Here is a 24,623-nt window from a genome sequence, read left to right on the forward strand (position 1 = left end):
GGTGCGCTCTCCTGGTCAATGAACTGAAATGCGGCGTGGCTGGGCTGCCTGGCGCCGGGCCACGGTGACGTGCAGGACGCCGTCGCGATAGTGCGCCGATACCGATTCGGGGTCGATGTCGTCAGGCAGGCTGACAACACGCTTGAAGCGGCCCGCGAAGCGCTCGTTAATCTGTATCGTGGCTTGTTGCTGCGCACTCGACAAATCGTCGGCGCGCTCGCCGGCGATGGTCAGCACGCCGTGTTCGAGCTGCACCTCGATCGATGACGGGTCGAGCCCCGGCACGAAGGCGTACATTTCGACGCTGTGCGGCGTGCTGCCGACGTTCAGCGCAGGGAAGCCGCCACGGCCCAGGCCGCGGATGCTGGGTCCCAGGTCGAAGGCTTGCTGGATTTCCCGCTGAAGGCGGTCCATCTCGGCGAATACATCGCCAGGAAACATGGATCGATACATCATCATGGTGCTCTCCCATTGAAGTAATGCGAGTTTGACCTTGCGCCACGGGCGAGGTTCGCGCGCATGGCGTCGGCGCGCGGTCCCGCTGCGCGCGTTTGCGCTCGATCAAACATGCGTGCGAAGCGTCGGCCTCACTGCCTGCATTGCGCGCTATCGGAGAAGGGGATCAGGGAATGAGGCCGCTTGCCAAGGAACAAAAGAAGGAACTGCGCCAGCGCCTCGACCAGGCGCGCGCCGCGTTGACCGCGCAGGTATGCGTGCGCATGTCCGGCGGGGAGGAGCCAGGGATGGCATCGCATGTTGCGCATCTGGGCCAGCCCGACGATATGGCGCAGGCCAGCGAGATTGGCGATACTGAACTGGCACTGCTGGAGCACGAACAGGCTCAGCTGCGCGACATCGATGCCGCGATGGTCCGCGTGGAAGAAGGTGTGGCGAATGTGTGCGGCGTGTGCGGCGACGAGATCGCGCCGGCACGGCTGCTGGCCAACCCGGCCGCGCAGACCTGCATCGCTTGCCAGGACCAGCTGGAACGGCAGGCCTCGCCTGTGCGTGGCCCGACGCTGTAGTTGCGGTCAGTTGCGGTCAGTTGCGGTGAAGGGCGGCCGATAGCCGCCCGGGGATGCCGGCTCGCTACCTCAGCCTTTGCCGCGACGGTCCTGCAGGTCGTCGGCGCGGGTATCCTGGTCGCGCTGGCCGGCCGGCGTGTGCGCGCCGGACGTCTCGCCAGGGGCTGTGCCCAGGCCGGCGCCACCGGCATTGTCGATCGCCGGACCGGAGCCCAGGCCAGTGCCGCCGGGTGCCGCCGGCCCCGAGCGCACAGCGCCAGCCGGGCCGGCGACTTTATCGGCGTCGCCGGCGGCAGCCGGGTCGGGCGGATGGGTGGGAATAGGGGGTTGCATGTCGCGGCGTTTCGGGTCCTGTTCGTCCATGGTGCTCTCCTGTGTTGTCGGTCATGCCGGACCGCGTGGCGTGAAACCGGTTCGCGCCACGCGGAGGGTCGATGACTTTATAGCAGTTTGAGCAGCGCTTCGGCGCCCGCTTCCGACGACGCCGGATTCTGGCCCGTGATCAGCAAGCCGTCGGTGAGCACGTACGAGGCCCAGTCCGGCCCTTTGGAATAGATGCCGCCGTGTTCCTTGAGCATGTCTTCCACCAGGAACGGGACCACCTTGGTCAGGCCGACCGCTTCTTCTTCGGTGTTGGTGAAGCCGGTGACGCGCTTGCCGGCAACCAGCGGCTTGCCGTCCGCACCCTTGACATGGCGCAGCACGCCCGGCGCGTGGCAGACAGCGGCTACCGGCTTGCCGGCGGCGATCATGGTTTCGATCAGGCTGATCGAATGCTTGTCTTCGGCTAGGTCCCACAGGGGGCCGTGGCCGCCCGGGTAGAACACGGCGTCGAACTCGGTGGCCTTCATATCCGCCAGCTTGTGCGTGGCGGCCAGGAGCGCCTGCGCGGCCGGGTCTTGCTTGAAGCGGCGTGTGGCGTCGGTCTGCGCATCGGGGGCGTCGCTCTTGGGGTCGAGCGGCGGCTGGCCGCCCGCCGGCGAGGCCAGCACCACGTTGACGCCTTTGTCTTTGAGCACGTAGTACGGTGCAGCGAATTCCTCGAGCCAGAAGCCGGTTTTGTGACCGGTGTCGCCCAGTTGATCGTGCGAGGTCAATACCATCAATACATTCATGCGGACTCCAGGGTTGGGAAAGAAACAATCCTGGCAGTTTGGCACAGATGCCGTTGCGGCGTCGTCCAGCAGGCCTTATGCGGCTTGCAGTTCGTGGTACAGCGCCAGCATTTCCTGGCTCAGCTTGTGGCGCGGGTCGAGGTGGATCATGGGCAGGTTGCGGTCGTGCGATTCGCGGATGCGGATCGAACTCGACAGCTTGTTGCCGAGCACCGGCAAGCCTTCCGCGCCCAGTTCGTCCACCAGGCGCTGCGGCAGCCGGGCGCGCGCCTGGAACTGGTTGACGACGATGCCTTCGATCTCCAGCGCGGGGTTGTGGTCGGCCTTGATCTCGGCCACGTTGGCCACCAGGGTGTACAGCGCCTGGCGCGAAAAATCGTCGCAGTCGAAAGGAATCAGGCAGCGGTCGGCGGCAATCAGGGCCGACTGGGTGAAGAAGTTGTACGCGGGCGGCGTGTCGACGAAAATTTCGTCGAAGTCTTTCGCCAGTTCGGCCAGGGTGTCGCGCAGCTTGTAGATCTTGTGGCGCGATTCGAGCTTGGCTTGCAGGTCGCCCAGTTCCGGGTGCGACACCATGATCGACAGATTCTCGAACGGCGTCGGGTGCACGAACTCGCTGGCCGGCTTGGGAAAGACGATGAAGTTGAGCATCTGCTCGAAGTAGGCGCCCATGGTCGGCGCCACTTCGCTCATGGCCGCGCCGAGCAGGTAGCGGCTGGCGTTGCACTGCGGATCGATGTCGATCAGCAGGGTTTTCTTGCCCTGATGGGCCGCGATGGCCGCCAGGTTGACCGCAATCGTCGACTTTCCGACGCCACCCTTCTGGTTGAAAATCACACGTTTCATCTGCCGGCCCGGGAAAAGTGATTAATTTACAATACTAGCATGCTGCGATGCAGCATCGGGCAAGCGGGAGGTGAAGTGTGAGCTTGATGCGACGTTTGGTCGCAGGCAGGCGCCGGCCGGGCACAACAGGCGGCCGGCGCCGGGGGATCAGTCTTCGAGCAGGCTGCGCAGCATCCAGGCGTACTTTTCGTGCGTCTGCATGCGCTGGGTCAGCAGGTCGCAGGTAGGCTGGTCGTTGGCTTTCTCGGCCACGGTGAACAGGGCGCGCGCGGTGCGCACCACGGTGGCCTGGCCTTCCATCAGGTCGCGGATCATTTCCTTGGCGTTGGGCGTGCCGCTGGTCGGCGTGATCGAGGTCAGCGAAGCGAACTGCTGGTAGGAACCGGGCGCCAGCTCACCCAGCGCGCGGATGCGCTCGGCGATCAGGTCGACCGCCAGCCACTGCTCGTTGTACAGGGTCATGAACATGGTGTGCAGGGTCTGGAACATGGGACCGGTGACGTTCCAGTGGTACTGGTGGGTCTTCAGGTACAGCGTGTAGCTGTCGGCGAGCAGGCGTGACAGGCCTTCGACGATCTGTTTGCGGCCGTCGTCGGCAATGCCGAGGTCGACCATGGGGGCGGGCGAGGTGTTGCTGTTCATGGGTACATGCTCCTGTATGAGGCGTTGATTGGAAAGCGGTTGAGAATATAGGCGATTTCAGGCAAACGCGTGCGAGCCGGCAGCGGCATGCACCTGGCCGACGATGTCGTAGGAGTGCAGGCGCGCCTGGTGATCGAACACTTGCGAGGTGATCATCAGCTCGTCGGCGCCGGTGCGCTCGATGAACTGCTGCAACTGGCGCGCGACCGTTTGCGGCGATCCGATGGCCGAGCACGACAGCACCTGGTCGAGCATGGCGCGTTCCTGCGGGCCGAGGGCGTCGAGGTAGGCGGACACGGGCGGCTGGAGGCGTCCCGGACGGCCGCTGCGCAGGTTCACGAACGCTTGCTGCATCGAGGTGGCCAGCAGCGCGGCCTGGTCGTCGGTATCGGCGGCGAACACGTTAAAGCCGAGCATCACATACGGTTTGTCGAGCTGGGCCGACGGACGGAAGCGGGCGCGGTACAAGTCCACAGCCTGCATCATCTGCGCCGGCGCGAAGTGCGAGGCGAAGGCATACGGCAAGCCCAGCTGGGCGGCCAGCTGGGCCCCGAACAGGCTGGAACCGAGGATCCAGAGCGGCACGTTCAGGCCGGCGCCGGGCACGGCCATGACCGGGCGGCGCGAGGCATCGGAAAAATAATCCATCAGCTCGACCACGTCTTGCGGAAATTGGTCGGCGTCCGATTGCAGGTTGCGGCGCATGGCGCGCGCGGTGGCCTGGTCCGAGCCGGGAGCGCGCCCCAGGCCCAGGTCGATGCGGCCGGGATAGAGCGACTCGAGCGTGCCGAACTGCTCGGCGATGACCAGCGGCGAGTGGTTCGGCAGCATCACGCCGCCGGCGCCGACCCGGATGGTCGAGGTGCCGCCGGCCACATAGCCCAGCAGCACGGCGGTGGCGGCGCTGGCGATGCCCGGCATGCCGTGGTGCTCGGCCAGCCAGTAGCGGTTGAAGCCCCAGCGTTCGGCATGCTGCGCCAGGTCGAGCGTGTTCTGGAACGACACGCGCGCGGTGCTGCCTTGGGTGATGGGGGACAGGTCGAGTACGGAAAAGGGAATCATCATCAGTGCCTTGGGACGGTAAGGGGGCTGGCGCGGCCTCTGATTGTGCAGCGCAGTCTTACCCACATGGGGACGGGTGCGCCGTTTAAAAGGCGTTTTGTCCCCATGTCGTCAGGCAATCCACAGCGCGGGCGCGCTGTGTTTACAACGTGTGCGCGGCCGCTTGCGTCAGCCGTTCCTGCCTCGGCGCGCGTCCCGCCAGGGCGCCGCGCTGGCCCCCCATGCCGTCGAGGCGGAACACGCCCACCACCTGCGACAGGCGCGCGGCCTGGTCCTGCATGCTCTCGGCCGCGGCAGCCGCTTCCTCGACCAGCGCGGCGTTCTGCTGGGTCGCCGCATCCATCTGGGCGATGGCCTGGTTGACCTGGGCGATGCCGGCGCTCTGCTCGTGGCTGGCGGCCGAAATCTCGGCCATGATGTCGGTCACGCGGCGCACGCTGGCCACCACATTGTCCATGGTGCCGCCGGCGTCGGCCACCAGCTTGTTGCCGACCGATACCTTCTCGACCGAGTCGCCGATCAGGGCCTTGATTTCCTTGGCGGCCGCGGCGCTGCGCTGGGCCAGGTTGCGTACTTCCGAGGCGACCACGGCGAAACCGCGTCCCTGTTCGCCGGCGCGCGCCGCTTCCACCGCCGCGTTCAGCGCCAGGATATTGGTCTGGAAGGCGATGCCGTCGATGACGCTGATGATGTCGACGATTTTCCTGGACGAGTCGTTGATCGAGGCCATGGTGTCGACCACCTGGGCCACGACCGCGCCGCCCTGCATGGCCACGTCGGACGCGGTGGCGGCGAGCTGGTTGGCCTGGCGCGCGTTGTCGGAGTTTTGCTTGACGGTGCCGGTCAGCTCTTCCATCGACGCCGCTGTTTCTTCCAGCGAACTGGCTTGCTGCTCGGTGCGCGAGGACAGGTCGAGGTTGCCGGATGCGATCTGGCTCGATGCGGTGGCGATGGTATCGGTGCCCATGCGCACCTGCATCACGATCTTGGCCAGGTCGTCGCGCATGGTGCGGATGCCATGCAGCAGGCTGGTGGTGTCATTGTGCTTGAGGTCGATGTTGATGCTCAGGTCGCCTTCGGCGATGCTGCGCGCGATCCCGGCCGCATAGTCAGGCTCGCCGCCGAGCTGGCGCAGCAGGCCGCGCCCGATCACCAGTCCGAGAGCGAGCAGCACCCCGGCCAGCACCAGCGCGCCCAGCGAGAAGGAAATCAGGCGCGAGCGGATGGTGGCGTCGACGGTATCGATGTAGACGCCCGAGCCGACGATCCAGCCCCACGGCGCGAAGCCCTGCACGTACGACACTTTCTGCACCGGATGTTCGCTGCCGGGCTTGGGCCACATGTAGAACACGAAGCCGGCGCCGCTGGCCTTGACCGTGTCGACGAACTCGACGAAGAGATGCTTGCCGGTCGGGTCCTTGGTGGCGCTGACATTGGTATTGTCGAGCGCGGGCTTGATCGGATGCATCAATACCACCGGCGTCTGGTCTTGCACCCAGAAGTATTCGGTCTTGCTGTAGCGCAGCACCTTGATGGCGGCCAGCGCATGCTTCTGCGCCTCGGCCTTGGGCATGCCGCCCTTGTCGGACAGGCCGTGATAGTAGGCGATGATGCCGTGCGCGGTTTCGACGGCCTGGCGCACATTGTTTTCGCGCTCCTCCAGGATGAGGCGCTTTTCGGACACCAGGAACAGGGCGGTCAGCACCACGATGCCGACCACGCTGCTGAGGATCAGGGTGGCGAGCTTTTTGGCGATGCTCATCGATTCAAGAAAGGGAATACTCATGGCGACTTCCTTTGCGTGCAGTCTGCGAGCCCGTCTGTCTATTGAAAGATAGCACACGCGCCGCGCTTTGTTGATGTTGATCAGTGCTTTTTGGAACGCCAGCGAGGCTGGTTGGCGACAGACTGCGCTTGCTTGCCCGCTATCGCTACAGGGCCGCCGACCAGGCCTGCGCCGGGAAGCGCGGCACCGGATGAGGGGCTCGACCTGGAAGCGCCATGGGGCCGCCGACAGGATTGTGAATTCTTAAAGGAAAGATTGCGTTATGGAAACTTGAGAGTCAAACACTGACTGCCGAAGGCCGGACAAAACTGGCCTGGACTGCCCGAAAAGCAACAAGCCGCATGCTGGCAGAATGGATATCTGGAAATAATGTGTAATTGCAAGGTCATCCGGAGGTCACTCTGGCGTAACATTACGGCAATATTATCTTTCTTGCTCGCCCGACAGATTGTGACCCAGATGATTTTCCAGGAAAGACATGCTCATGTTGTACTACACGCCAAGACCCCGTTCGATGCCGCTGGCTGCGCGCGTCCTGTTTGCCGCGCTGATGGGCGCCAGCCTGGGCGCCTGCGGCAACGACGACCCGGCCCCGCCCCCGTCCGCGCCGGTGGCGCAGCAACCGGCACCCGCGCCTGGCGCCGCCGACCCCGCGCGCGCCTGCAGCGCCAAGTCCGCCAGCATGCGCTGCGCCCCATGAGCGCGGCGTCCCCCCGCACCACCCGACAGGCTTGACCGACCATGACGATGACACCCAACAGCAGACGCGCGTTCTTGCGCAAGGCCGCCAGTATCGGCGGCAGCGCCGCGGCGCTCTCCATGTTTCCACCGGCGATCAGCAGGGCCCTCGCGGTGGCGGCCAATAACCGCACCGGCACCATCAGGGATGTCGAGCATATCGTCATCCTGATGCAGGAAAACCGTTCCTTCGACCATTACTTCGGCACCCTGAAAGGGGTGCGCGGTTTCGGCGACCGCTTCCCGATCCCGCTGCCGGCCTCGAACGCGATGGGCAAGCACCGGGTCTGGTATCAGCTCAACGACAGCGTGCCGGCGGCGCCGCGCGTGATCGCGCCCTTCCATCTGAATACCCAGCAAAGCTTCGATACGATGCGGGTGGCCGGCACGCCGCACAGCTGGCCGAACGCGCAGTACGCGTGGAACCACGGCATCCTCGCCAACTGGCCGACGCACAAGCAAAACCATTCGATGGGCTATTACAAGGAAGCCGATATTCCTTTCCAGTTCGCGTTGGCCAACGCGTTTACGGTGTGCGACGCCTATCACAGCGCGTTCCAGGGCGGCACCAATCCGAACCGGGTGTTCGCCTGGAGCGGCGCCAACGACCCGCTCAAGCAGGGCAACGGCCCCGTGATCGGCAACAGCTACGACAGCGTCGAGCACGATCCGACCGGCGGCTATGCCTGGCTCACCTACCCGGAACGGCTGCAGGCGGCCGGCATCCGCTGGCAGGTGTACCAGAACATGGCCGACAACTTCACCGACAACCCGCTGGCCGGCTTCAAGCGCTTTCGCGATGCGTTCGCCAATGTGCCCGGGTCCGATCCGCAGCTGCGCGAACGGGGCATGAGCACGCGCGACCTCGACCAGCTCAAACTGGACGTGCAGAGTAACCGTCTGCCGCAAGTGTCGTTCATCGTCGCCACCGCCGAAGGCTCGGAGCATCCCGGGCCATCGAGCCCGGCGCAGGGCGCCGAGTACACGGCGGCCGTGCTGGACGCGCTGACCTCGAACACCGAGGTCTGGAGCAAAACCGTGCTGTTCCTGATGTTCGACGAAAACGATGGCTTTTTCGACCACGTGCCGCCGCCTGCCGCGCCATCGTACGTGCAATGGAACAGCGATGCGAAGCAAGCCGTGCTGGCCGGCGCATCCACCGTCAGCACCGTGGGTGAATATCACGAGTTCGCCACCACCGAAACGATGGAGGCGCCTGCGCTCATGCACCGCCCGTACGGCCTGGGCCCGCGCGTGCCGATGTATGTGATTTCGCCGTGGAGCAAGGGCGGCTGGGTCAACTCGCAAGTGTTTGACCACACCTCGGTCATCCGGTTCATCGAAGCGCGTTTCGGGGTGATGGAACCGAGCATCACCCCGTGGCGCCGGGCCGTCTGCGGCGATCTGACGAGTGCATTCAACTTCAAGGACCCGGATGGGGCGGCCTTCGCCAGTGCCTTGCCGGACACCAAGGCACTGGCCGCCCGCGCCCGCGCGCTGCCGGGCACCAAGACTCCGGACTTGCCGGTGTTGCCGGAACTGCCGACCCAGGCAACGGGCACGCGGCCATCGCGCGCCTTGCCGTACGAGCTGCATGTGAGTGCGCGGGTCCATCCCGAGAAGGTCGAGGTCGAGCTGCTGTTTTCCAATACGGGCGCGGCGGCGGCGGTGTTCCATGTGTACGACCAGAATCGCCTGGCCCAGCCGCCGCGGCGGTACACGGTCGAAGCGAACAAGGACTTGAACGGGGTGTGGGCGCTGGGCGACCAGCACGGCATGTACGACCTGTGGGTGCTGGGGCCGAACGGCTTTCACCGCCACTTCAGCGGCACCGCGTCGCGCCAGGGGCCGCAGCCGGAAATCCAGGTCTGCTACGACATTGCCAACGGCAGCGTGTCGGCCAAATTGCGCAACACCGGCAATGTGGCAGCCACCTTCGTGCTCAAGGCCAACGCCTACCTCGATGCGCCGGCGTGGAACGTGACGGTGGCGCCCGGCGCGCTGTCGGAGCAGGCCTGGCCACTGTGCGACTGCGGAAACTGGTACGACTTCAGCGTGCGCGTGACGGAACTGCCCGGTTACGTGCGGCGCTTTGCGGGCCGCGTGGAAACGGGCAAGGATTCGATCAGCGACCCGGCCATGGGCGGGCTGGCGCTGGCCGGCGATTAATCGACGAATCGGCAACTAGCCGGCAAGTAAGTGTCGATTGGCCGGCACATGCCGCAGCTGCCCGCGTGGGCGCTACGGCGCCTGCTCGCGCGTCTGCAATTGCTCGCGCAGTTGCCGCGAGTTCATATGGGTATAGTCCTTGTTGATGTCAAACTTGAGCAGCGGCGTCAGTTGCGGATCGAGCAGCTTGCGCAGCACGCCCAGGAACTGCGGCGAGGCAACCAGCACCAGCTGGCCGAAGCGGTTTTCGTGCAAGCCCTGCAGCAGGAAGCTGTTAATGCTGCGGGCGAACAGTTCGGTCTCGTGCTCGGTCGGCGTTTGCGGCGGCTCGTAGCGTTTGTTGGGTGCGGCGCCGCCGGTGTTATGAATGCTCTTGGTCGCGGAAGTCGGGCCGATTCTGTCCGGCTCGGTCTCCGTGGTGCGCAGGCGCACCGCCGTATTGACCATATCGTTGATTTCTTCCAGCTCGCCATTGTCGTCAATGTCGCCGGACCCGGCAAAAAAGCGCGCCCGTGCGGCATTGGCCACCACGATCCAGGTCGCCTCCATGACATCTCCTTTCAACCCACGATAAAAGATGTTGGAGTACCGGAGCGCGCAATGGTTCCGCGCGCCGCTTACGGGGCTGCCGAGAACGAACTGTGCGAAGGGAACTTGGCTTTCATCCACTCGTGGTTCAGTTGCAAGGCTGTGACGATGTCCTGCGGCAGCGAATCGAGGATTTCCGGGTCGTCGCTCGGGGTATCGGCCAGCAGGCTGGCCAGGTGGATGATGGCGCCGAGCTTACTGAACGGATGGGCCGCCATCGGGTCCGACGAGCATTCCAGTGCGCGCACGATCGTCTCCGGGAAGTTCCAGCGCCGGCCCAGCTCGGCCGTGATTTCGCCTTCACAAAAACCCAGCAGACGCTGTTCGCGCTCCCAGCGCCCGCCCGGCAGGTGCGGCTGCTGTTCGATTTCCGCGAAGGCGGTCGGTTCGGCCTGGTAAATCAGCAGTTCGCCCAGGCGCACCATCATCCCGGCCAGCCAGGCATCCTGGCCGTCGCTGCCCAGGCTCGACGAGAGCCACTTGGCATAGCCGGCGCACGCCATGCTACTTTTCCAGAATTCATCGCTGTCGAGGCCGGGCAGGTCGGGAAAGGTTTCTGCGAAGCAGGCTGCCAGCGCCAGGGTGCGCACGTGCGACATGCCGGTCATGGCGATGGCGTCGTCGAGCGAATTGACGCCGCGCGAGACGCCGAAGCGGGCGCTGTTGGCCAGGCGCATCAGCTTGGCGGTGAGCGCCGGATCGCGCGCGATGATGGAACTGATCAACTTGGCCGAGGCATCTTCATCATCGAGCGTCTTGATGAGGGAGTGGGCCACTTCGGAGATCACCGGGAGTTTGACGTTCTGAAAAAATGCGGAGAGTTCGGACATAGTGCTTCCTTTGAAGGTCAGTCGCGGCGTGGTGAACGGGGAGGCAAACGGAATAGCTTGGACAGGACAAGGGCGCCGCCGCCGGGGGGGGGCCGGGCGCGTCGATGGGTCAATGGCATTGCGGCATTGGGCAGGCATGCTTCGGTTTTCCCCGGCTTGCGTTGATGATCCAGTCTACTATGAGTAATGCCCCATGCAAACAAAATCCGCAGCGTCCAGGACAGCGCGCCGGGCCCGCGTTGGCGCCGGCCCGGCCGCGCGCGCGGACGCTTTCGCGTTTCCTCTACGGGCGACTGGCGCGCCATGCGGAATGCGTAAAAATGCGGCGCGCGCGAGGTGGGCCAAGGGTGTTGTTTTTAGCGTGCGCACAGGGGGCGGGCGGCGGCCGCGCGGACTGACTGTCCTCAATGCCGGGGGCGAATGGCAGAGCAAGATTGACAACGCCTGGGTGTTGGACAATCGACCGGAGGACCATTGCCATGAATCATAGTAAACGTTGGAGCGTGGGCGCGCTTGCCGCCATCGCGATAGCCGGATGCGGCAGCGCCATCCCGATCCAGAAGCCGGGTATTGCGCTGCGGGTACTCTCCAGCGAGCCGGCCTGGGTGTCCGGCGGCGATGCCCGCGTCGAGGTCAGCGGTCCGGCCGCTCTGCAGGGCAAGCTGGCATTCCGGCTCAATGGGCGCCGCATCGAGCCGCCCATGGCGGGGTCGGGAAACCGCGCCGAAGGCATCGTCAGCGGTTTGGCCGAGGGTGACAACCGGCTGGAAGTGACGTATGTCGATGCGCACGGCAGGGCCCTGTCGGATGCGCTGGTGCTGACCAACCATCCCCTGACCGGGCCGATGTTCAGCGGCCGGCAGCAGATGCCCTTCGTTTGCCGTTCCGAGGAGTCCGGCCTTGGCCAGCCGCTGGTCGACAACCAGGAAGGCATCGGTCATCCGGTATTCGAAGCCGGCAGCAAGCGCTTGCTCGGCTACAGCCGGTACTGCGGCATCAAGCCGCAGGTTCAGTACTTTTACTATACCGGCGACGCGTTCAAGCCATTCGATCCGGCCAGCGCTTACGCCACGCCGCCGCCGGACCTCAAAACCATCACGGTCGATGGCGCCAGCGTGCCGTTCGTGGTGCGGGTCGAGGGCGGCAGCATCAACCGCTTCCTGTACACGATCGCGATGCTGGCGCCCTTTGCGCAGGCGCCAGGCGCTGCGCAGGCGCCCGACGGCTTGTTGTGGAACCGCGCTCTGGTGTACTGGATGCGCGGCGGCGCCGGCATCGGGCATCAGCAGGGCACCGCCATGTGGTTCAACGATGGCCTGTGGAGCGCCGAGCGCCAGCTGATGCCGATGCTGCTGGGCCGGGGATATGCCGTCATCACCACGTCCGGCAATGAAAGCGGGGTCCAGCTCAATATGCGGCTGTCGGAAGAAACGGCCATGATGACGAAGGAGCATTTCATCGAGGCGTACGGCGTGCCGCGCCATACGATCGGAATTGGCGCGTCCGGCGGCGCGCTGCAGCAGTACCTGCCGGCGCAAAACCGGCCCGGATTGCTGGACGCCGGCATTCCGATCCAGTCCTATCCGGACATGATCACCCAGTCGATTCCGATTTCCGATTGCCCCTTGCTGGAGCAGTATTTCGCCGACGAGGTGGCCCTCAATCCGGCCTCGCCGTGGACGGTGTGGAGCCGGCGCGCCCTCGTCGAAGGCATGAACGCGAGCGATACCGTTATCAATCCCATCACGAAGACGCCGGGATCGACCGAATGCATCACGGGCTGGTGGGAGACCGTGCCGACCGTGATCAATCCCGCCTTCAAGGATCCCGAATACGACGAAGCGGCCCGGCGCTATGGCTACCCGGCCGATGTCTTTGCCGATGTCAAATGGACGCACTGGAACGACCTGGCCAATATCTACGGCACCGACGAACGCAGTTTCGCGCCGACCACGATCGATAACGTCGGCGTGCAATATGGCCTGGGCGCGCTGGCGCGCGGCCAGATCGGCAAGGATGAGTTCTTGCGCATCAACGCATGCGTGGGCGGATGGAAAAGCCAAGCGCAATTCGTTGCGTGGGACAGGGCCGCCGATCCTTTCGATGCGCGCAACATGCGGCGCAGCGCGACCTGCCGCGATCCGCACGGCACGCCGGCGCCGCGGCACGAAGGAGATATACAGGCCATGCGCGCCGCCTATGTCTCGGGACACGTGTTTACCGGGCGCCGTCTGGCCTTTCCGGCGATCGACCTGCGTCCCTACCTGGAGCCGGTGCTCGACATGCACAACGCGCGCCAGTCGTTCTCGATCCGGGCGCGCCTGCTCGACGCCAATCCGGCGGCGGCGCGCAACCAGGTGATCTGGTTCAACGCGCCGCAAGTGCCGATGACCACCCTGGTGGGCGACGCCCTGACGGTGCTGGAGCGCTATCTGGGTACCGGCGTGGCGCCGGCGGAGTTTACCGACCGCTGCATCGATGCCAGCGGCGCCGTCATCGCCGCCGGTGCGCATGTGTGGGACGGCATAGTGAACCGCAGGCCGCCCGGCGCGTGCACCCGGGCGTTTCCGATTTACTCAAGCCCGCGCATGGAGGCCGGGGAATCGATCAAGGGCTTGATCTTCAAGTGCACGACCAAGCCGCTGGCGGCGGCGTTCAGGGATGGCACGTATCCGCCCCATATGGTGTTTACTGCCGAGGAAAAGGCGTGGCTGCAGCGGATCTTCCCGCAAGGCGTATGCGACTACCGCCTACCCGATCATGGCCGGCCAGCCAACGTGTGACCATCACGGCGGGCCCGCTCGCGCCGCGCGAGGTGTTGACACGGGCCCATCCGTCATCTAATTTCAATGGTGTTGGCTCAGCGTTCCGAATGCGTCGGTTGATGCTCCCGGAAATTGACTATGGTCAAGACTGTTCAGGCATCGCAGAGCAAGATTGAAGACTGGTCGGTCCCGTTCAATCACTCGGAGGCAATCGCCATGACAGCTTGGAACCCAACAGCCGCTTGCGCGCTCGCGGCAATCGTACTGGCCGGATGCGGCGGCGCGGTGCACCTGCCGGACAGGAAGATCTCGCTCACCGTGTTGTCGAGCAAGCCGGACGAAGTGTCCGGCGGCGATGCCCGCATTGCCGTCAGCGCGGCCGCCGACATGCCCGGCCAGATGAGATTCAGGCTCAATGGCCAGCGCATCGATCCGCCGATGGCCGCCGCCGGCCCGCGCATGGAAGGCGTGGTATCGGGCCTGGCCGACGGCCGCAATACGCTGGAAGTGAGTTATACCGATCATGGCGGCAGGGAGGTGTCGGCCGCGCTGGCGCTGACCAATCACCCGGTGACCGGTCCCATGTTCAGCGGTCCGCAGCAGCAGCCTTTTGTGTGCCGCACCCAGGAGTCGGGCCTGGGCCAGCCGCTGGTGGATAACCCGGACGGCATCGGCCATCCGGTGTTCGAGGCGTCGGGCGTCGCTACGTCGGACGTCGCTACGCCGCGCGGGCGCCTGCTTGGGCACAGCCGGTACTGCGCCATCAAAACGCAGATTCACTACTTTTACCATACCGGCGAGGGGTTCAAGCCGTTCGACGCCGTCAAGGGCTACGCCACGCCGCCGGCCGACCTGAAAACGATCACCCTCAATGGCGCCAGCGTGCCGTTCGTGGTGCGGGTCGAAGCCGGCACCATCAACCGCTTTGCGTACACCATCGCCATGCTGGCGCCGTTTCCCGGAGCTGCGGATGCGACGCCGCGCTTCGATACCACGGCCTGGAACCGCAAGCTGGTGTACTGGCTGCGCGGCGGCGTGGGCATCGGCCATCAGCAGGGCACCGCGATCTGGTTCAGCAGCGGCATGCGCGGCATCGAGCGCCAGATCATTTCCCGGGTGCTGGCGCAGGGGTATGCGGTGGTCAATTCGTCCGGCAATGAAGCGGGGGTGCATTACAACATGCGCCTGGCGGAAGAAACGGCCACGATGACCAAGGAACGCTTCATCAAGGCGGTCGGCCAGCCGGCTTTCACGATCGGCATCGGCGGCTCGGGCGGGGCGGTGCAGCAGTATCTGTTCGCGCAGAACCGGCCGGGTTTGCTGGACGCGGGCATTCCGGTGCAATCGTATCCGGACATGGTCACGCAAACGATTCCCGTGGCCGACTGTCCGCTGCTGGAGCAGTACTTCAGCGACGAGGTGGCGCTCGATCCGGCCTCGCCATGGAAGTCCTGGACCCGGCGCGCCCTGATCGAGGGCAGCAATGCCAGCGATACGGTGGTCAATCCGCTCACCGACAAGCCGGGATCGACCGAGTGCATCAACGGCTGGCAGGGCGCGGTGCCGACCGTGGTCAATCCCGTCTACAAAGACCCGCGCTATGACCTGGTGGCGCAGAATTACGGCTATCCGGCGGACGTCTTCGCCAAGGTCAAATGGACGCACTGGAACGACCTGGCCAATATCTACGGCACCGACAGCGCCGGTTTTGCGCCATCCCCGATCGACAACGTCGGCGTGCAGTACGGGCTGGGCGCGCTGGCGGCGGGGCAGATCGGCAAGGATGAATTCTTGCGCATCAATGCCTGCGTCGGCAGCTGGAAAGAGGCGTCGCAGTTCGTCATGTGGGATTCGGCCGCCGACCCGTTCGACGCGCGCAACATGCAGCGCAGCGCCACCTGCCGCGACCCGGCCGGCCAGCCAGCGCCGCGCCGCGCGGCAGACCTGTCGGCCGTGCGCGCGGCCTATACGTCCGGCCACGTGTTCACCGGGCAGCGGCTGGACATTCCGATGATCGATGTGCGGCCGTACCTGGAACCGGTGCTCAACATGCACAATATGCGCCAGGCTTTTTCGGTGCGTGCGCGCCTGTTCGACGCCAATCGCGCGGCGGCAAAGAACCAGGTGATCTGGCTGACGACGGCGGCAGCGGACCAGCCGGCGCATGTCATCGATGCGCTGGGGGTGCTGGACAGCTACCTGAGCACGCGAACCGTGCCCGCGCAATTTACCGACAGCTGTTTTGACGCCAGCGGCGCCGCGATCGCGGCCGGCGCATCGGTCTGGGACGGCATATTGAATCAACAGCCGAAAGGCGCCTGCAGCGCAGCCTTTGCGGTGCATGCAAGTTCGCGCATGGTGGCCGGCGAGTCGGTCAAGGGCGATGTCTTCAAGTGCAAGCTGAAACCGGTGGCGGCGGCGCTCGCGGACGGCACCTATCCGCAGGCCGCCCGCTTCAGCGCGCGCGACAAGGACTGGCTGGAGCGGATTTTTCCGCAAGGCGTATGCGACTATCGCTTCGCCGACCAGGGCCGGCCTGCGCGCTGGTGACAGCGGCCGGTGGGAGTGCAGCGGCGGCCTATTTGGCGCCGCTGAATTTGAACGCCAGGATCGCTCCCGGATTTTCCAGCTTGTTGGTGGGCGCGCCGCTGTCGCTGGTACCGAGCGGGCCTTCAATATCGGTCGCCACGTAGATGGTGGTGCCATTGTCGTTAAAACAAGCGTGTTTGATGACAAGGAACGCGATGTCAAGCTCATCAGCTCGGTGCTGCGCAGGGAGTGAGTGAGCAGCTCGTCGACTTTGCGGCATTAGCGGAAGAAAATCCACCGTGCGGCACCGCACCCGAACCGTGAACACTGCGAGCACCCTTATTCCCCCACCCAACTGATCTCCGGCCTTTTTTGGGACCCCGAAAAACCTGCTGAGCCGCGCAACTTTCGTCCTGTGTGCTCATCGTACCTTCATATAGCTGCGCTTCTCGAACGAAACCTGCGACGCTGGCCACGGTTTTTCGCGGCCATTTATGGTCACCCCACAGTACCTACCTTACTTTAGAATAATCTATTTTCTCCAACAATACCGAATCGAGCAAAGTAGGGGGAATCGTGAAAGACATTCTGTCGGATGCAGAGTTGACTGAAATTGAAAGTAGAGCTAACCGAGCGTCCAGGGGACCATGGCGCTCATATGTTGAAGGCCGCGACCATACCAGCGGTTCAGGTTTCATCATGACAGGGCCTGAAGAAATGCGCGGCCAGGATATCGAGTTGGCCGGGGCTAGTGTGGCCGACCAAGACTTTATTGCTGGTGCGCGTCAAGACATACCAGCCCTGGTGAATGAGGTTCGCAGGTTACGGGACCTTTTGCGAGTAGCATGAGGCGCGGACACGGCGCAACGCTGGCTCCTGTCAACGACGGGTGGGTCCGCCTCGGCTCTGGGGTGCGCCAACTGATGTATGTATGAGCAACCATGAAACATACGCTACCTTGCCTCGGGCGAACCGGGCTGCGCTTGCGGGACCGTGTCGCCCGGCGCGGCCAGCACCTGGGTCCAGTAGACGCGTGCGCTCTCGCCCGCCTGGTTGATGGCGTAGCCCGCGCCCATGTCGGTAAATTGCGCATCCATCACATTGGCGCAGTGGCCCGGGCTGTCGAGCCATCCGGCCACCACCTCGTCGACCGAGTCTTGCCCGACCGCGATGTTTTCGCCGATGCGGCGCCAGCGATAACCGGTCTCGAGCGCGCGTTCGTCCACCATGCGCCCATCCTTGCCGGCGTGGCTGAAATAGCGTTGTTTGGCCATGTCGCTGCTGTGGCCCAGGGCCGTGCTTGCGAGTTCCTCGTTCCAGGCCAGGGGTGGGGCGGCCTCGAACGCGTGCGCGCCGCAGTCGCGGGCGCTGGCGCGGGCGCGGTTGACCGCTTCCAGGATGCGCTGCCCGGCGTCCCGCGGCGGCGGCAGGCGCGAGGCGGCCGAGGGCGGGGCCGGCTGGGCAAACACGATCATCCAGCTGTCGCCGGTGCGCCTTGCGCCCACGTCGGAAAATTGCGTGCTCAGCAGTGTCTTGCAATAGCTGCGTTCGAGGCTGGCCATGACGCGCACGGGATCGGATACACCTTCCACGAAAATTGCATCGGCTTGCGCCACCGCATAGCCGGTTCGCGCAATCGCCTGGTCCAGCAAGGTGCCGGGAGGAGTCTGAACCCTGGACAGTGCCGGATGCGGCGCCAGCGGCGCGACCGGCCCGATGGCACGGCCCTGGCAGGTGTGCGGCGCGGCGCGATAGGCGTTGATCAGTTCGATAAGCGTGGTGCGCTGCTGGGCGCTCGCCGGCAGGGCGGCCAGGAGCAGGCTGGCGGCCAGCCATCGCAGCCGGGTGCGGGTGGACCGGTGTGTCGGGGTGGTGTGTGGAGAGAGGGTCGTCATGGCGGCGATTCTAACAGCGGCCGCAGGACAGGTCGATTCAGGCAAGTCCCGGGCAGTGGGGGCGACATTTTTGCTATGCTATCGTTTTTCCACCAGCCGGCGCGTGTGTCCGGACTGGCGAACCTCATTTACGGAGTAGTGCATATGGCCTCGTTGCAAGAGCAGTTTTTGAAAGCCGGCCTGGTCGACAAAAACAAGGTCAAACAGGCCAATCAGGACAAGAGCAAGCAGAAGAAGGTCGAACGCCGCACCGGCACCGAGACCGTCGACGAAGCGCGCCTGGCCGCCCTCGAAACGCAGCGCAAGAACGCCGAGCGGGCGCGCGAACTCAATGCCCAGCGCGATGCGGCCGCGAACGAAAAAGCCATCGGCGCGCAGATCACGCAGATGGTGCAGAAAAATCGCCAGAGCAAGGGCAATGGCGACATCGCGTACAACTTCACGCACAATAACAAGATCGAGCGTTTTTACGTGTCGGCCGCGGTCCAGGCGCATTTGGTGGCGGGACGTCTGGTGATCATTCGCCAGGGCGATTCCACCGAGCTGGTGCCGCGCGTGATTGCCGATAAAATCGCCGAGCGCAATGCCTCGATCGTGGTGCGCGTGAATAAAGCCAGTACCGAAGTCGATGCGGACGATCCGTACGCAGCGTTCCAGATTCCCGATGACCTGATGTGGTAACGCAGGTCGGTCCGTCAGTCAGGTCGCGCGCGCAGGTCCCGGGCGTTCCGAAAAACGGGCGCGGTACTGCAGCGGGTTGACGCCGAAATTGCGGAGAAAAACCCGGCGCAGCGTCTGTTCTTCGGCGTAGCCAATCTTCGTGCAAATGGCTTTCAGGGGCAGGGTGCTCGATTCCAGCGCCCGGCAGGCCGCTTCCATGCGCATCGCCTCGACGGTCTTGGCCGGCGTGCGGCCCACCGTGGCGGTGTAGACGCGCACGAAGGTGCGCAGCGACATGTTCGCCATGGTGGCGAGGCGGGACACGCCGAGGTCTTCGTCGATGTGGCTGGCGATCCACGAATGCAGGCTGGCGAAATTGCCGTCATCGCGCGCCTGCGTGGCCAGGGGAACGCTGAACTGGGATTGTCCGCCGGCGCGCTTGATGAACATCACCAGCTGGCGCGCGGTCTGGATGGCGATCTGGTGGCCATGGTCCGCTTCGATCAGCGCCAGGCTCATGTCGATGCCGGCGGTGACGCCGGCCGAGGTCCAGAGGGCACCATCCTGGATGAACAGGGCATCCGCATCGACCCGCACTTCCGGGTGGCGCTGCCGGAGGCGATCGACCCAGGCCCAGTGCGTGGCCACGCGGCGAGCGTTCAATTGGCCGGCGGCGGCCAGCACGAACGCCCCGGTGCACACCGAGCACAGTCGCCGCGCGCCGGCCGCGTGCTGGCCGATCCAGTCCACCAGTTCCGGACAAACGGTAAATTCCTCGCCCTTGCAGCCGCCCGCGACGATCAGCGTATCGATATCTGCTCCGTCAAGCGTGGCCAGGGCCCGCGTGTCGACCGCCAGGCCGGCGCTGGACATGACGCTGCCGCCGCTGACGGAGGCCACGACCGTTTCATACAGCAGCTGCGCACCCTCGCCCTGGCCAAGCCGGTTGGCGGTGGCGAACGCCTGCAGCGGACCGGCCAGGTCGAGCAGGTTCATGTCCTCGTACGCGAGAAAGACAATGCGCCGCGGTGTCGAAGCAGGCATGCGTGTTCCTTATGTAAGCCAATACCGAAAGCGCATTATCGCCCCTGCCACGGATACTCGGCTTCCAGCACGACGAAACGGGCGGCAGCCGTGCCGTAGCGGGTAGCGATGTCGTCGAGCGCTTTGTCGAGCACCCGGGCAGAGGGCGTGGCGTCGAACTCGGGCAGTACCCAGTCGAGCGGCTTGCCTTGGCCGGCGACCATGTCGGGAACCAGCATCAAGCCGTTGCGCGTCCTGACCGGCGCGTCGGACTGCGCGAGCGCGTGGACGCGCGTGCGCAGGGTGGCGCTGTAGGCGTCGGCGGCGAGCGAGAGCGCCATTTCGTCCACGCCGGCTGCCACGGGTATGCCGATATCCTGGCTTGGACGCAGAAAATACGAGGTGACGGCCGTTACGCGGTCGCCGAAGGTGATGCGAAACGCGTCGCTATTGTGCGCGCTGCCCCAGTCGCCGACGCCGAGCTGCGTGGCCAGGACACGCGCGCGTTCGGTGCCGCCAATGGCTTCGACCAGTGCCAGGGCCGTCGGTATCGCCGCGCTGATGCCGGCGCTCGAGACGATTTTTCCATCGGCGACATAGCGCGTGTTCTTCAGCCAGACCGTATCCGGATAGGCCGCCATGCGCGACTGGTGCGTGCTCCAGTGGCCGGTCGCGCGGTGGCCGCGCGTCAGGCCGGCCTTGGCCAGCACGATCGAGCCGTTGCAAATGCTGACCATGGTCGCGCCTTTGGCTGCCTGGGCGCTGACCCAAGCCAGCAGGGTCGGGTCATCGTTCTTTTTCAAGGCCGGGACGACGACGTAATCGGCGCCGTCGGGATAGCGCTGGTCGAATTCGGCGACGGTATTGTCCGGCTGGATTTGCAGTGGCGGCAGTTGCAGCAGACCTGGCTGCGTGGCCACGCTGACGACATCGGCCAGGCCCGATTGGGCCAGCACGCCGTAGGGGAGCACGAAGTCCGACATCACCGTGCCGCTATTTTCGCCAATAACCGCGATGACAGGGCGGGTGCGCCCGAAGCGCGGCGCGTAGGTGTCGATTTTTTCGGTGGGCTGGATGCTGGCCGCGGCCGCGGCCGGTGCCATGACGGGCGCGACCTCCTGGGCGGACGAGGTACCTGTAAAGGCAAGGGAGGCAAGTGCGATAAGCACGAGGCGTGTGAATCCAGTCATGATTGAAACTCCTGTCAGGCCATAAGTAAAGTCGCGGGGACGTCAACGTCACCGGGTATCAGGCCATCTTACGAGGAGGTGGTTTTGGCGTAAATGACAAAATACAGTCAATTCACGCCAAATCGACATGGATGCGCGGATGCGGTTAGTCCCAAATTTGCTCCGGAAACGAAAACGCCAACCTGCATGGGTTGGCGTTTTGCTGCCGCAAAGGCGGTCAAGACCATCCCCGCCGTAGCGGGGACTGGTGGGTGATTACTTGGCGGCTGGGGTCGCGGCTGGGGTCGCAGCTGCCGTGACGACCGGTGCCGGCGCTGGCGCGCTGGCGCTTTTTTCCGCTGCCTTGGCTTCTTTCGCTGCCTTGGCGCGGGCCTTGGCGGACTTCTTGTGGGTTTTTACTTCGGTCTTGGTGGTGGTGACTTCTTCCTTGGCACCGGGAGTGACCGTGGTTTCCTTGGTTTCTGTCTTGACCACGTGCGCATCCTTGGCATCGGTCTTCACGACCGTGGTTTCCTTCGATTCGGTTTTGACGACGTGCGCTTCGGTCTTCGCCGCTGGCGCAGGTGCGGCGGCAGGAGCAGGGGTTTGAGCGAAAGCAGCGGTAGCGAACAGGCCGGTGATCAGGGTAGCGATAGTTTTTTTCATGATGTGGTTTCCTTGGATTGGTATAAACGGTTTATTTTATTTGTGTGAAGCGTCTTGCTTACTTGCTTGCCTGCGGAGCCGGCTTGGCGGCTTCCCCGGCGGTCTTGATGTCCTGGGATGGTGCTTTGATTTCGGCTTTGGTTTCAACCTTTACTTCAGCCTTCGCTACCGGTGCTGCTGGTGCCGGAGCCGGTGTCGGGGACTGCGCGAATGCGGCGCTGGCGAACAATCCGGCGGTCAGGGTAGCGATTACTTTTTTCATGGTCAGTCCTTTTTCTGGGTTGAGGTTCGGTGCGCATTTGCCGTGTTACTGAGCTGAAAACGCCGCGCCCAATCGATGAGTTGACCGCCTTTACACGCGCTTACAACTCGCGCTATTTGCTTACAACTCGGCAAGCTGGCGCCGGACAGATCGTGGCAAGCGATTGTGCTGCCACCGGGGCTGTCCGGGATCAAGGTGGCGAGAAGGTAGACTCCTACTATTTGAGTCTTCAACGAAAGGAACTTCATGAACATTCGCTTGATGGGGCTCATCGCCGCGCTGGCAACCGGGTTAAGTGCCGGGGCTTCCGCGCACACGAATCCGACCAGCATGTACACCGATATCGCGGGCAAGTCCTGCAAGAAAACGGTTGCTGATAAAGTTACCGGCGCTTATACATTGAGATGCCCTGGCGTGGGCAAGTACCGCCTGCATATTCATGACGACGATGAGCGAAGTTCGATTGACATCGTGACCCCGGATGCACAGGTCTTCGCGCTCAATTACTGGGAGGTCGTCACCCACGGCTTTTCCTCGCTCGGGAAAAAGGCCGAATGGCGGGTTGCCAATGTCGGTGGAAAAACGGTTCCGGTCGCGCTGATCGTGCGCCTGAATGTGATGGATCAAAGCGACCCGGAGCGCCCGAAGCGGCGTCAGGTCCTTGTGGTGGCACACATCGGCAAGGACACGGCGTGTGTCGTGAATGTCGTCGATGCTGCATCTGCCGACGCCAACGCAGCGGCCAGGGCCGCCGCTGATCGTCCGGAGCAAACCTGTTTGAAGTCTGCTGCGCGCTGATTGACGCGCCAGTACAGGGCGTCTACGTTGCCAGCACTGGCATGACACGAGTGGAGCGCTCCAGTGCCCCCGGCCCGGGCAAGGGACCGCCGGGCACGCACATCAGGACGCGTGACCGGCGTGCCGTTCCTGAAATTGGCGCGCAACACCTGCAACTGCTGCCGCTCGGCCAGTTCGGGGTCGCGCCAGAAGAGGGATTTGACTTTGCTCCAGGAGAAAAAATTCGGGTGCACGATCTGGTTCGAGTCGCCGCACAGCAGGAACTGGCCCGGCTTCCTGAGCGCCTGGAGCACCAGCGCCAGTTGCGCCACGGTCAGGTCCTGCACCTCGTCGACCACCACGAAGTCGTAGCGCGGCTGCACCTCGGGCCGCCAGTCATGCGCCACCAGGTTCAGGTCGAGCACGCCGGCGGCGTCGGCGGCGAGCACGCCACGGATTTCCTCGAATGCCTGGTGGGCGTCGATGCCCTTGAATTGCTGGCGCATGCGCGCGAACCAGGCGGAAAAATCGCGCCAGGTGGCCTCGCGGCCGTGCGGGACCCGGACCGATTCGAGAAACTCGCGGTAGGACAGGAAGGCGGCTTCCTGGCCGGCCTGCTCGAAACCGTCGGCGTAATACAGATCGCGCGCGGACTGCGCCAGATAGGCCGAGTGGGTCACGTACAGGACGTCGCCCTGGGCCTGCTTCATTTTCTCGAGCGTGAGCGCGGTCTTGCCGCTGCCGGCGCTGCCGACGATGATCAGGGGCGCGTTCTGCACGTAGACCGCCTGCTGCGCATCGTCGAACGACACCGCGGTAGCGGATGGTGGAGAACAGCAGGCGGTCGGCGTGGTCGAGCTTGGCGCGGTAGATCTTGGCGTGGGTCAGATTGGTCAATTTCTTGACATCGACCGCACGGAAGTCGTCGCGCTCGATGGCCCGCCGGACCTTGTCGTAGTGGGCTTTGTTGCGGGGCGGGAAAAAATTGCTGTACTCAAGAATTTTCATCGGGATGGTGCGATCCTGAGGATTTTTCAGTGGCGTTATTGTAGCCAGGGTGACCGGCTGCGCGGCGCGGAAATGAACGCTTCGGCGCAGGGGCTCATCATCGGGGCACGACGGCGCGCGCGTGCCGATGCCGCCGTTGCGTGACGTACCGTACGGACGAGGCTGGCTTTTCATGGCATTCTGAATGCATCAACATCACACAACATCAACAGGAGCGAGATCATGGGTAAATATGTCATTGGATGGATGCTGGGCATTCCGACCGTCGTGCTGGTGGTTCTGTATTTCATCTTCAACTGAAGGGGCGGCATCCGGGCTGGAAGTCGGACCGGGCGCGACGAGGCCCGGTCGCCGCAAATGAAAGCGCCACCTTCGGGTGGCGTTTTTTATGTATCTGCAAGATGGTTCAATTGCGCGGTGCGAAAATGATCGCCGTTTCGCGCCGACCTTGCGCGTGCTGTTGTTGCATGAGCCAGAGCGCGCCGGGCGCTTCGGCGCGATGGGCAGCCACGACCTGGTCCTGACCACCTGTGCGCTGCCGGCGCGCGACGCGGCGGCACTGCTGCGGCAGGACTTTCATTGATTGATCCCCGATGAGTCGCAATACATCAAGAACCGCCGCTCCAGGGCGGCCGCGATGGCCGCCCCTGCTGTGCGCGCGGCATCGCCTGTGCCTGACGGGCACGCCGCTGCAAAACCACCTGGGCGAACGGTGGCCGCAATTTCATTTCCTGCTGCCCGGCCTGCTGGGCGATGAAAAGCAATGCAACAGCGCCTTCCGCAAGAGCGTCGGCGCGACGGCGGCACCCGGCCAACGCCTTCCTGACGCGCCGCATCAAGCCCTTTCTCCTGCGCCGCACCAAGGACCATGTGGGCGAGAGACGCCGAGATGAAATATACTGTATAAACGCACAGCATTAACGCGATCGAGCGTGCGCTCAAGCGCCGGCGATGCCCGCTCCCCAATCTTAATTATTAGCACGAATCAGGTATAATGCCATCCCGCTTGCACTGGTTAATGTCGAACATTCATAGATTAATGATCAATATTAATTGTTGTATGAGTTA

The 24,623-nt window shown here is 64.2% G+C and carries 26 protein-coding genes; 10 read left to right on the forward strand and 16 right to left on the reverse strand.

Annotated features, from left to right (window positions below):
- Positions 1–15: 15 nt before the first annotated feature.
- Complete coding sequence (locus tag RBA40_RS28765) at positions 16–453, reverse strand: Hsp20/alpha crystallin family protein (RefSeq protein WP_306652019.1); 438 nt, start codon at positions 451–453, stop codon at positions 16–18.
- Between the two features lie 176 nt (positions 454–629).
- Here RBA40_RS28765 and RBA40_RS28770 point away from each other — a divergent pair, with 176 nt between their 5' ends.
- The gene (locus RBA40_RS28770; protein ID WP_306651928.1) at positions 630–1,025 is read left to right on the forward strand and encodes a TraR/DksA family transcriptional regulator; all 396 of its coding nucleotides are present in this window, start codon (positions 630–632) and stop codon (positions 1,023–1,025) included.
- 69 nt (positions 1,026–1,094) lie between these two features.
- Here the strand turns inward: RBA40_RS28770 and RBA40_RS28775 are convergent, their stop codons facing one another.
- From RBA40_RS28775 to RBA40_RS28800, 6 genes are all read right to left on the reverse strand, one after another.
- Entirely contained in the window at positions 1,095–1,388 is a 294-nt protein-coding gene (locus RBA40_RS28775) for a hypothetical protein (RefSeq protein ID WP_306651930.1), read from the reverse strand.
- Between the two features lie 77 nt (positions 1,389–1,465).
- Positions 1,466–2,140 carry a type 1 glutamine amidotransferase domain-containing protein gene (locus RBA40_RS28780; RefSeq protein ID WP_306651931.1) on the reverse strand — a complete coding sequence of 225 codons (675 nt, stop codon included), beginning with the start codon at positions 2,138–2,140 and terminating at the stop codon, positions 1,466–1,468.
- 75 nt (positions 2,141–2,215) lie between these two features.
- Positions 2,216–2,986, reverse strand: a complete 771-nt coding sequence (locus tag RBA40_RS28785) for a ParA family protein (RefSeq protein ID WP_306651932.1) — start codon at positions 2,984–2,986, stop codon at positions 2,216–2,218.
- Positions 2,987–3,133: 147 nt separating this feature from the next.
- Positions 3,134–3,628 carry a Dps family protein gene (locus RBA40_RS28790; RefSeq protein WP_306651934.1) on the reverse strand — a complete coding sequence of 165 codons (495 nt, stop codon included), beginning with the start codon at positions 3,626–3,628 and terminating at the stop codon, positions 3,134–3,136.
- A 57-nt stretch (positions 3,629–3,685) separates the two neighbouring features.
- Complete coding sequence (locus RBA40_RS28795; RefSeq protein WP_306652021.1) at positions 3,686–4,690, reverse strand: LLM class flavin-dependent oxidoreductase; 1,005 nt, start codon at positions 4,688–4,690, stop codon at positions 3,686–3,688.
- 142 nt (positions 4,691–4,832) lie between these two features.
- Complete coding sequence (locus RBA40_RS28800; protein ID WP_306651936.1) at positions 4,833–6,476, reverse strand: methyl-accepting chemotaxis protein; 1,644 nt, start codon at positions 6,474–6,476, stop codon at positions 4,833–4,835.
- A gap of 478 nt (positions 6,477–6,954) precedes the next feature.
- On the opposite strand from RBA40_RS28800, the gene RBA40_RS28805 reads away from it, so the two are divergent.
- Both RBA40_RS28805 and RBA40_RS28810 read left to right on the forward strand, forming a co-directional pair.
- Positions 6,955–7,176: a hypothetical protein gene (locus tag RBA40_RS28805; protein WP_306651937.1), complete on the forward strand. Its 222-nt coding sequence runs from the start codon at positions 6,955–6,957 to the stop codon at positions 7,174–7,176.
- 47 nt (positions 7,177–7,223) lie between these two features.
- A complete protein-coding gene (locus RBA40_RS28810) occupies positions 7,224–9,383 on the forward strand; it encodes a phosphocholine-specific phospholipase C (protein WP_306652023.1) in 2,160 nt (719 codons plus the stop codon).
- A 72-nt stretch (positions 9,384–9,455) separates the two neighbouring features.
- Here RBA40_RS28810 and RBA40_RS28815 read toward each other — a convergent pair whose 3' ends face one another.
- Together RBA40_RS28815 and RBA40_RS28820 are read right to left on the reverse strand one after the other, a co-directional pair.
- Positions 9,456–9,932 (reverse strand): host attachment protein, encoded by a 477-nt coding sequence (locus tag RBA40_RS28815; protein ID WP_306651939.1) that lies wholly within the window; start codon positions 9,930–9,932, stop codon positions 9,456–9,458.
- 68 nt (positions 9,933–10,000) lie between these two features.
- On the reverse strand, positions 10,001–10,801 hold the full coding sequence (locus tag RBA40_RS28820) for an HDOD domain-containing protein (protein WP_306651941.1): 801 nt from the start codon (positions 10,799–10,801) through the stop codon (positions 10,001–10,003).
- Between the two features lie 479 nt (positions 10,802–11,280).
- On the opposite strand from RBA40_RS28820, the gene RBA40_RS28825 reads away from it, so the two are divergent.
- Both RBA40_RS28825 and RBA40_RS28830 read left to right on the forward strand, forming a co-directional pair.
- Positions 11,281–13,584: a DUF6351 family protein gene (locus RBA40_RS28825; RefSeq protein WP_306651942.1), complete on the forward strand. Its 2,304-nt coding sequence runs from the start codon at positions 11,281–11,283 to the stop codon at positions 13,582–13,584.
- Positions 13,585–13,704: 120 nt separating this feature from the next.
- On the forward strand, positions 13,705–16,116 hold the full coding sequence (locus RBA40_RS28830) for a DUF6351 family protein (RefSeq protein WP_306651943.1): 2,412 nt from the start codon (positions 13,705–13,707) through the stop codon (positions 16,114–16,116).
- Positions 16,117–16,144: 28 nt separating this feature from the next.
- Here the strand turns inward: RBA40_RS28830 and RBA40_RS28835 are convergent, their stop codons facing one another.
- Positions 16,145–16,432, reverse strand: a complete 288-nt coding sequence (locus RBA40_RS28835; protein WP_306651945.1) for a hypothetical protein — start codon at positions 16,430–16,432, stop codon at positions 16,145–16,147.
- A gap of 239 nt (positions 16,433–16,671) precedes the next feature.
- Here RBA40_RS28835 and RBA40_RS28840 point away from each other — a divergent pair, with 239 nt between their 5' ends.
- On the forward strand, positions 16,672–16,944 hold the full coding sequence (locus RBA40_RS28840; protein ID WP_306651947.1) for a hypothetical protein: 273 nt from the start codon (positions 16,672–16,674) through the stop codon (positions 16,942–16,944).
- A gap of 104 nt (positions 16,945–17,048) precedes the next feature.
- Here RBA40_RS28840 and RBA40_RS28845 read toward each other — a convergent pair whose 3' ends face one another.
- The gene (locus RBA40_RS28845) at positions 17,049–17,990 is read right to left on the reverse strand and encodes a CAP domain-containing protein (RefSeq protein ID WP_306651948.1); all 942 of its coding nucleotides are present in this window, start codon (positions 17,988–17,990) and stop codon (positions 17,049–17,051) included.
- 144 nt (positions 17,991–18,134) lie between these two features.
- On the opposite strand from RBA40_RS28845, the gene RBA40_RS28850 reads away from it, so the two are divergent.
- A complete protein-coding gene (locus RBA40_RS28850; protein WP_306627016.1) occupies positions 18,135–18,671 on the forward strand; it encodes a DUF2058 domain-containing protein in 537 nt (178 codons plus the stop codon).
- Positions 18,672–18,689: 18 nt separating this feature from the next.
- On the opposite strand, the gene RBA40_RS28855 is transcribed toward RBA40_RS28850, so the two are convergent.
- From RBA40_RS28855 to RBA40_RS28875, 5 genes are all read right to left on the reverse strand, one after another.
- Positions 18,690–19,694: a GlxA family transcriptional regulator gene (locus tag RBA40_RS28855; protein ID WP_306651950.1), complete on the reverse strand. Its 1,005-nt coding sequence runs from the start codon at positions 19,692–19,694 to the stop codon at positions 18,690–18,692.
- Positions 19,695–19,729: 35 nt separating this feature from the next.
- Positions 19,730–20,863 carry a DJ-1/PfpI family protein gene (locus RBA40_RS28860; RefSeq protein ID WP_306651952.1) on the reverse strand — a complete coding sequence of 378 codons (1,134 nt, stop codon included), beginning with the start codon at positions 20,861–20,863 and terminating at the stop codon, positions 19,730–19,732.
- 255 nt (positions 20,864–21,118) lie between these two features.
- Positions 21,119–21,508: a hypothetical protein gene (locus RBA40_RS28865; protein WP_306651953.1), complete on the reverse strand. Its 390-nt coding sequence runs from the start codon at positions 21,506–21,508 to the stop codon at positions 21,119–21,121.
- 58 nt (positions 21,509–21,566) lie between these two features.
- Positions 21,567–21,770 carry a hypothetical protein gene (locus RBA40_RS28870; RefSeq protein WP_306651954.1) on the reverse strand — a complete coding sequence of 68 codons (204 nt, stop codon included), beginning with the start codon at positions 21,768–21,770 and terminating at the stop codon, positions 21,567–21,569.
- A 653-nt stretch (positions 21,771–22,423) separates the two neighbouring features.
- On the reverse strand, positions 22,424–23,359 hold the full coding sequence (locus tag RBA40_RS28875) for a UvrD-helicase domain-containing protein (RefSeq protein WP_306651956.1): 936 nt from the start codon (positions 23,357–23,359) through the stop codon (positions 22,424–22,426).
- A 37-nt stretch (positions 23,360–23,396) separates the two neighbouring features.
- Between RBA40_RS28875 and RBA40_RS28880 the strand changes: the two genes are divergently transcribed.
- From RBA40_RS28880 to RBA40_RS28890, 3 genes are all read left to right on the forward strand, one after another.
- Positions 23,397–23,699 (forward strand): hypothetical protein, encoded by a 303-nt coding sequence (locus RBA40_RS28880; RefSeq protein WP_306651958.1) that lies wholly within the window; start codon positions 23,397–23,399, stop codon positions 23,697–23,699.
- A 310-nt stretch (positions 23,700–24,009) separates the two neighbouring features.
- Positions 24,010–24,138, forward strand: coding sequence for a hypothetical protein (locus RBA40_RS28885; RefSeq protein ID WP_306651960.1), 129 nt, complete (start codon positions 24,010–24,012; stop codon positions 24,136–24,138).
- Positions 24,139–24,148: 10 nt separating this feature from the next.
- Positions 24,149–24,448 carry an SNF2-related protein gene (locus tag RBA40_RS28890; RefSeq protein WP_306651962.1) on the forward strand — a complete coding sequence of 100 codons (300 nt, stop codon included), beginning with the start codon at positions 24,149–24,151 and terminating at the stop codon, positions 24,446–24,448.
- Positions 24,449–24,623 lie beyond the last annotated feature (175 nt).

Source organism: Massilia pseudoviolaceinigra (genome assembly GCF_030846505.1).
In the GTDB taxonomy this organism is placed as follows: domain Bacteria; phylum Pseudomonadota; class Gammaproteobacteria; order Burkholderiales; family Burkholderiaceae_D; genus Telluria_A; species Telluria_A violaceinigra.